Below are 5,630 nucleotides of genomic sequence, written 5' to 3'. Positions count from 1 at the left end.
TCCGTGACGCGGGGCCGGCGGCGCACCGGCGCGGTCATCCCAACTGGCGGCCCAACGGCGTCAGGTCCAGGTAGTTGTGGACGGCGAGGAGGATGTCCAGCCCGCGCGAGAAGGTCGAGTAGGTGTGGTAGACCTCCTCGCCGTCCCGCAGGAAGACGCTGACCGCGGGGAGTTCGTGGCCCCAGATGTCCCAGGGGCCGACGGCGGCCTCGTGCTCCTCCCTGGTCCGGAAGTTGATCAGGAGCGGGGTCACGGACTCGTCCAGCGTGGCGTGGAAGTCGTAGTTGAAGCGGCTCCCGTACGACGAGTAGTACGGGATGTCCCAGCCCATCCGCTCCTTGTACCGGCGGATCTTCTCCTGCGGCGCGCGGGAGACCAGCACCAGCGTGGTGTCCCGCTCGTGCAGGTGCGGCAGGTACCCGATCTCCCGGATCTGGAACCGGCAGCTGGGGCAGCCCTCCTCCCACTCCGGGTCGAACATCACGTGATGGACGATCAGTTGCCGGCGCCCCTCGAAGAGGTCGGCCAGGGACGCCTTGCCGTCGGGGCCCTCGAAGACGTAGTCCTCCTCGACCCGGACCATCGGGAGCCGCCTGCGCTCGGCGCTCAGCGCCTCCCGGGCGTGCGTGAACTCCTTCTCCCTGACCAGGAACTCCCGGCGGGCGGCGAGCCACTCCTCCCGCCCGACGACCCGGGGGAGCTCCGACTGCGGTTCCGTGTCCATGGTGCCGTTCTTCCTCTCATGCGGTGCGGTGTTCCGTACTGCCGTGTTCCGTACTGCCGTGTTACGTACGGCGGTGTTCCGTGCCGCGGTGTTCCGCGGCGCTCTGCTGCGGCGGGTCATTCCACGGCCGTGGCGGTCGGTGCGGGCGACTCCTCCGCCGCCGGGGACACCGCCCCGGCCTCGGAGCGCGACCCGAGCGCGCCGAGCGCCAGGACACCGAGGGCGGCGACCAGGACGGCACTGACCACGGCGGCGGCGTTCAGGCCCGAGGTGAACGCGTCACGCGCGTGCTCGAGCAGGCGCGCGCCCGCGTCCCCGGACAGCCGCCCGGCCTCCTGCGCGGCGGCCTCGACGCTCTGCCGGACGTCGGGGAGCGCGCCGGCCGGGGCCCCGGACGGGCTGAAGCCGTCCATCCGGGCACCGTAGACGGCGGCTCCTATGCTCCCCAGCGCGGCCACCCCCAGCGAGATGCCGAAGTCGCCGCTGGTCTGCGAGAGCGCCGCCGCCGCCCCGGCGTTCGCGGGGGGCACGGAACCCACCACGAGGTCCTGGCCGAGCGCGCCCACGAACCCGATCCCGAGGAAGACCAGGATGATGCCGCCCACCAGCTGGGACAGCCCGTCCGAGGTGTCCAGGACGGCGAGCAGCGCGAAGCCGACCGCGGCGAGGCCCATGCCGGCGGCGATCACCACCCGGGGGGTGAACCGGCGTGCGGCGAGCGGCGCCAGCATGCTCCCGACCACCATCGCCAGCGAGGACGGGACGAGCCACAGGCCCGCGTGCAGCGGGGTGAACCCCTCGACCGACTGCAGGTACCGGCTGATCAGGAACATCACCCCGCCCTGGGTGGCCACCCCGAGCATCAGGATCACCAGCGCCGCGGTGAACGCGAGCCGCTTGAAGAGCCGGACGTCGAGGAGCGGGTCGGCGAGCCGGCGCTGCCGCGCCACGAACACGGCCCCGAAGGCCAGGCCGGCGACGGCCGCGGCCGCGCCCAGCGGCTGGACCCCGTCCCGGGCCATGTCCTTGATGCCGTAGACCAGGGGAAGCATCGCCAGCAGGGACAGGGCGACGCTCAGCGGGTCCGCGCCGCGGACCTGCGGGGAGCGGTACTCGGGCAGGAACACCGGACCGACGGCCAGCAGCAGCACCATCACCGGGATGGCCAGCAGGAACACCGAGCCCCACCAGAAGTGGCTGAGCAGCGCGCCGCCGATGACCGGCCCGGCGGCCGCGCCGCCCATGAAGCAGCTCATCCACACCGCGAAGGCCATGCCGCGCTGCCGCGGGTCCTGGAACATGTTGCTGATCAGCGCCAGCGTGGAGGGCATCAGGGTGGCCCCGGCGACGCCCATCGCGGCGCGCGCCGCGATCAGCATGCCCGGGCTGGTCGACCAGGCGGCCACCGCCGAGGCGATCCCGAAGGCCACCGCGCCGTACAGCAGCAGCTTGCGGCGGCCGACGCGGTCACCCAGCGTGCCCATGGTGACCAGGAAGCCGGCCGTCAGGAAGCCGTACACGTCGGTGATCCACAGCTGCTCGGTGGCGCCGGCCCCGAGGTCGTCGGTCAGGCTGGGCAGCGCCAGGTAGGTCACGCTGAGATCCAGCGCGAGCAGGAGTGTGGGCAGGGCGAGAACCGCCAGGCCCGTCCACTCGCGGCGCCCCGCTCGCGGCGGGGAGGCCGCGGTCGTCGGCGAGGTCATGGGTACGTCCTCCAGAGTCGGGTTGTACGGGACGGGACCGCCCCCGGAGGGCGTCCGTCACCCCGGGGTCGGAGCCGCGGCCTGCGATCCGACATCCGCTTCGCTATCGTCGTCCACGAAGTTCCGGAACAGGCCGCGGAGGACGTGCGTGAAGTACATGCTGCTGATCTACAGCGACCCGGTGGTGTGGGAGGCGCTCACGGAGGCGGAGCGGGCCTCGCTCGGCCCCGAGCACGCGGCGCTGATCGGCGAACTGGAGGCGTCCGGGGAGTGGGTCGGCGGCTCGGTGCTGGCTCCCCCGGAGCGGAGCCGGGCGGTGCGGGTCCGCAACGGCGCGGTGCAGGTCGTGGACGGTCCGTTCGCCGAGGTCAAGGAGCACCTGGCGGGCTACGACATCGTCGACTGCGACGGCATGGAGCGGGCGGCGGAGATCGCCGCCCGCATTCCCGACGCCCGGCTGGCCCGGGTGGAGATCAGGCCCATGGTGGGGCCGGAGGCGTGACCGGAGGGGCCCGGCGGCCCCTCCCTCAGGCGGACACCGGGAGCCGACGCCGCGGCTTCCGGTCCAGCCAGAGCTGCACGAGGACGAGGTTGACCATCCAGCCGAGCCAGCGCGCGACCTCGAACAGGTAGTCGAGCGGGACGGGCGCTCCCGTGTGGACCATGACGTCGACCATGGCGCGGCCCCACAGCACGCCGGCGGCGAGCGCGAAGCTCCGCAGCATCCACCGGCGGTGCTCGGCCCAGCGGTGCCGGCGGGCCGCCACCGTCCCGGCCACCGTGGTCGCGATCCACAGCAGCGCCTGGAGCGCGATCCCGATGTCGCCGCGCCACTCGGGCATCAGCGGCATGATCACCAGCGCGGTGACGGCACAGGGCAGGGCGCCGGCGTACACGTAGAGCCGGCCGCTGAGCCGGTGCAGCCGCGGGCGGGTCCGCCGCAGCCCGGGCCACAGCTGGAGCACGACGGTGACCAGCGCGATCGACCCGAAGGCGATGTGCGCCACCAGGACCGCGTAGTGCCACGGGACCTGGGGGTCCAGGTTGATGCGCGCCTTCGCCGGATCGAAGCGCAGGTAGGGCGGGAGCTCGTCGACGAGGAAGAGCCCGACGAGCAGGGCGAGCAGCGCGGCCCACCGGCGGGCGGAGGCCCGCCCCGCGCCCCGCCCGCCGTCCGCGCCCCCTCCGCCGGACTCGTCCCGCCCGCCGGAGTCGCGGCGCCGGCCGGACTCGGGGAGCGCGGCGGTGGCGGTGCTGTCGGTCTGCTGAGCCATGGGTGTCCTTCCCCGCCCGGGTGACGAATGGCCGCCAGCTTCACAAACCGAGCGGCCGGACGGCACCTCCCGGCTTGCTGTCCCTCCTGCGCAATCCACGAGAAGACAGGGGCCGCTGCGACGGACGACGATGCGTCTGGAGCCGATCGGGGCGACGGGCGAGGAGGGACGGCTGTGCTGGACGGTGTCGGGGACCGGTCGGGTCCGCAGCGTCCGGGGTCCGATCAGGTCGATCTCATGGTTCGTCAACTCACCTGTACGCTGACGGAGTTCGTCGAACGAACCCCCGGGCCTCGACGTGCCGCCGCGTGGCCGTCCCGGACACCGCGCCGGTCCGCGCCCACGTGCGGAGGCTTCGCCGAGAGCCGCCGGGGAGGCAACTCCGCCCACTGTTTCCGGAGGTAGTACGTGAGTGATGTGACGGATCCCGGAGGTCTCGCCCCGGCCCGGGCCGACGGGACGGTCGTCCGCCCCGAGGACACCAGGTACAGCAGCCTGACCATCGGCCACAACCAACGGTTCGTCGGCCGCCCCGACTCGGTGCGCGTGGTGCACGGCACCAAGCAGGTCGTCGCCGTCGTCGAGGAGGCGGTGCGGGCCGGGAAGCGGATCGGGGTGCGCAGCGGCGGCCACTGCTTCGAGGGCTTCACCTTCGCTCCGGAGGTCGAGACGCTGATCGACCTGTCGCTGCTGGACGAGGTCCGCCACGACCCGGAGCGCCGGGCCTTCGCGATCGGTCCGGGCGCCACGCTCGGGCACGTCTACCGCACCCTCTTCAAGGAGTGGGGCGTCACCCTGCCGGCCGGGGCCTGCATGGACGTCGCGATCGGCGGGCACCTGACGGGCGGCGGCTACGGCCACCTCTCCCGCCGGGACGGCCTGGTGGCGGACCACCTGTACGCGGTGGAGGTGGTGGTCGTCGACGAGAAGGGCAGGGCCCGCACCGTCGTCGCCACCCGCGAGGAGGGCGACCCGAACCGGGACCTGTGGTGGGCGCACGCCGGCGGCGGGGGCGGCAGCTTCGGCGTCGTCACCCGGTTCTGGCTGCGCAGCCGGGGCGTGCGCTCCGACCGGCCGGCGGACCTGCTGCCGAAGGCCCCCGGCAACGCGCGCCGGCGGACGGTGATGTACTCCTGGGACGGCATGGACGAGGCGTCGTTCGGCACGCTGGTCCGCAACTACGGCACCTGGTACGAGCGGAACAGCGAGCCCGGCACGCCGGCCTGCGACATCTGGGGGGTCCTCCAGCTCTTCCACCGCTCGGGGGGCATGCTCGGCCTGATCTCCGTCATCGACGACGCGCTCCCGGGCGCGTCGGAGCGACTGAACACCCATGTCGACTTCCTCACCGCCGGGGTCGGCGCCACGCCCGTGATCGACACCGACCAGGTCATCCCCTGGATGTCCCCGCAGAACTGGCCCTACGAGCCGTCCGGGAACTACAAGCACAAGGCCGGGGACCTCCGCAAGGGGTACACGGACGAGCAGATAGCGGTCATCTGGAGGTACCTGAGCAGCACCGACTACCACAACCCGGCCGCGAACCTCGGCCTCTCCGGGTTCGGCGGCCAGGTCAACGCGCTGCCCGCCGACGCCACCGCCACGGCCCAGCGGGACGCGATCGTGAAGGCCGTCTACTCCACCGGGAACTGGGAGGGGGGCTCGGGCGCCGAGCACCTCGACTGGGTCCGCTCCTTCTACCGCGACGTCTACGCCGCCACCGGCGGCGTCCCGCTCCCGGACGAGCGGAACTCCGGGAGCTACATCAACTACCCCGACGTCGACCTGCTGGACCCGAAGCTGAACGACTCCGGGGTCTCCTGGACGACGCTGTACTACCGGGACAACTACGCCCGGCTGCAGGCGGTCAAGAAGCGGTACGACCCCGGGAACGTCTTCCGCCACGCGATGTCGGTGGAACTCCCGTCC

General features: G+C 72.8%; 5 protein-coding genes. 2 read left to right on the top strand and 3 right to left on the bottom strand.

The genetic code is table 11. The annotated features are described in order from the left end of the window. Window positions 1–34 precede the first annotated feature (34 nt). Both ACFU7Z_RS35275 and ACFU7Z_RS35270 read right to left on the bottom strand, forming a co-directional pair. Window positions 35–724, bottom strand: a complete 690-nt coding sequence (locus ACFU7Z_RS35275) for a DUF899 domain-containing protein (protein ID WP_049650269.1) — start codon at window positions 722–724, stop codon at window positions 35–37. Between the two features lie 116 nt (window positions 725–840). Beyond that, entirely contained in the window at window positions 841–2,427 is a 1,587-nt protein-coding gene (locus tag ACFU7Z_RS35270) for an MFS transporter (protein ID WP_380782075.1), read from the bottom strand. A 157-nt stretch (window positions 2,428–2,584) separates the two neighbouring features. Between ACFU7Z_RS35270 and ACFU7Z_RS35265 the strand changes: the two genes are divergently transcribed. After that, on the top strand, window positions 2,585–2,929 hold the full coding sequence (locus ACFU7Z_RS35265; protein ID WP_234348258.1) for a YciI family protein: 345 nt from the start codon (window positions 2,585–2,587) through the stop codon (window positions 2,927–2,929). Between the two features lie 25 nt (window positions 2,930–2,954). Here ACFU7Z_RS35265 and ACFU7Z_RS35260 read toward each other — a convergent pair whose 3' ends face one another. Then, the gene (locus ACFU7Z_RS35260; RefSeq protein ID WP_380782073.1) at window positions 2,955–3,701 is read right to left on the bottom strand and encodes a DUF2306 domain-containing protein; all 747 of its coding nucleotides are present in this window, start codon (window positions 3,699–3,701) and stop codon (window positions 2,955–2,957) included. A 408-nt stretch (window positions 3,702–4,109) separates the two neighbouring features. On the opposite strand from ACFU7Z_RS35260, the gene ACFU7Z_RS35255 reads away from it, so the two are divergent. Further along, a partial coding sequence (locus tag ACFU7Z_RS35255; protein ID WP_380782071.1) for an FAD-binding protein occupies window positions 4,110–5,630 on the top strand: 1,521 nt, incomplete at its 3' end.

This window comes from Kitasatospora sp. NPDC057518, assembly GCF_042802075.1.
Taxonomy (GTDB): domain Bacteria; phylum Actinomycetota; class Actinomycetes; order Streptomycetales; family Streptomycetaceae; genus Kitasatospora.
The sequence above is the reverse complement of the archived record's forward strand: the minus strand, read 5'-3'. Positions and strand labels throughout refer to the sequence as shown.

Coding starts and splice junctions, on each gene's coding strand:
- ACFU7Z_RS35275 (WP_049650269.1), bottom strand. CDS start 724: ATGGACACGGAACCGCAGTCGGAGCTCCCCCGGGTCGTCGGGCGGGAG.
- ACFU7Z_RS35270 (WP_380782075.1), bottom strand. CDS start 2,427: ATGACCTCGCCGACGACCGCGGCCTCCCCGCCGCGAGCGGGGCGCCGC.
- ACFU7Z_RS35265 (WP_234348258.1), top strand. CDS start 2,585: ATGCTGCTGATCTACAGCGACCCGGTGGTGTGGGAGGCGCTCACGGAG.
- ACFU7Z_RS35260 (WP_380782073.1), bottom strand. CDS start 3,701: ATGGCTCAGCAGACCGACAGCACCGCCACCGCCGCGCTCCCCGAGTCC.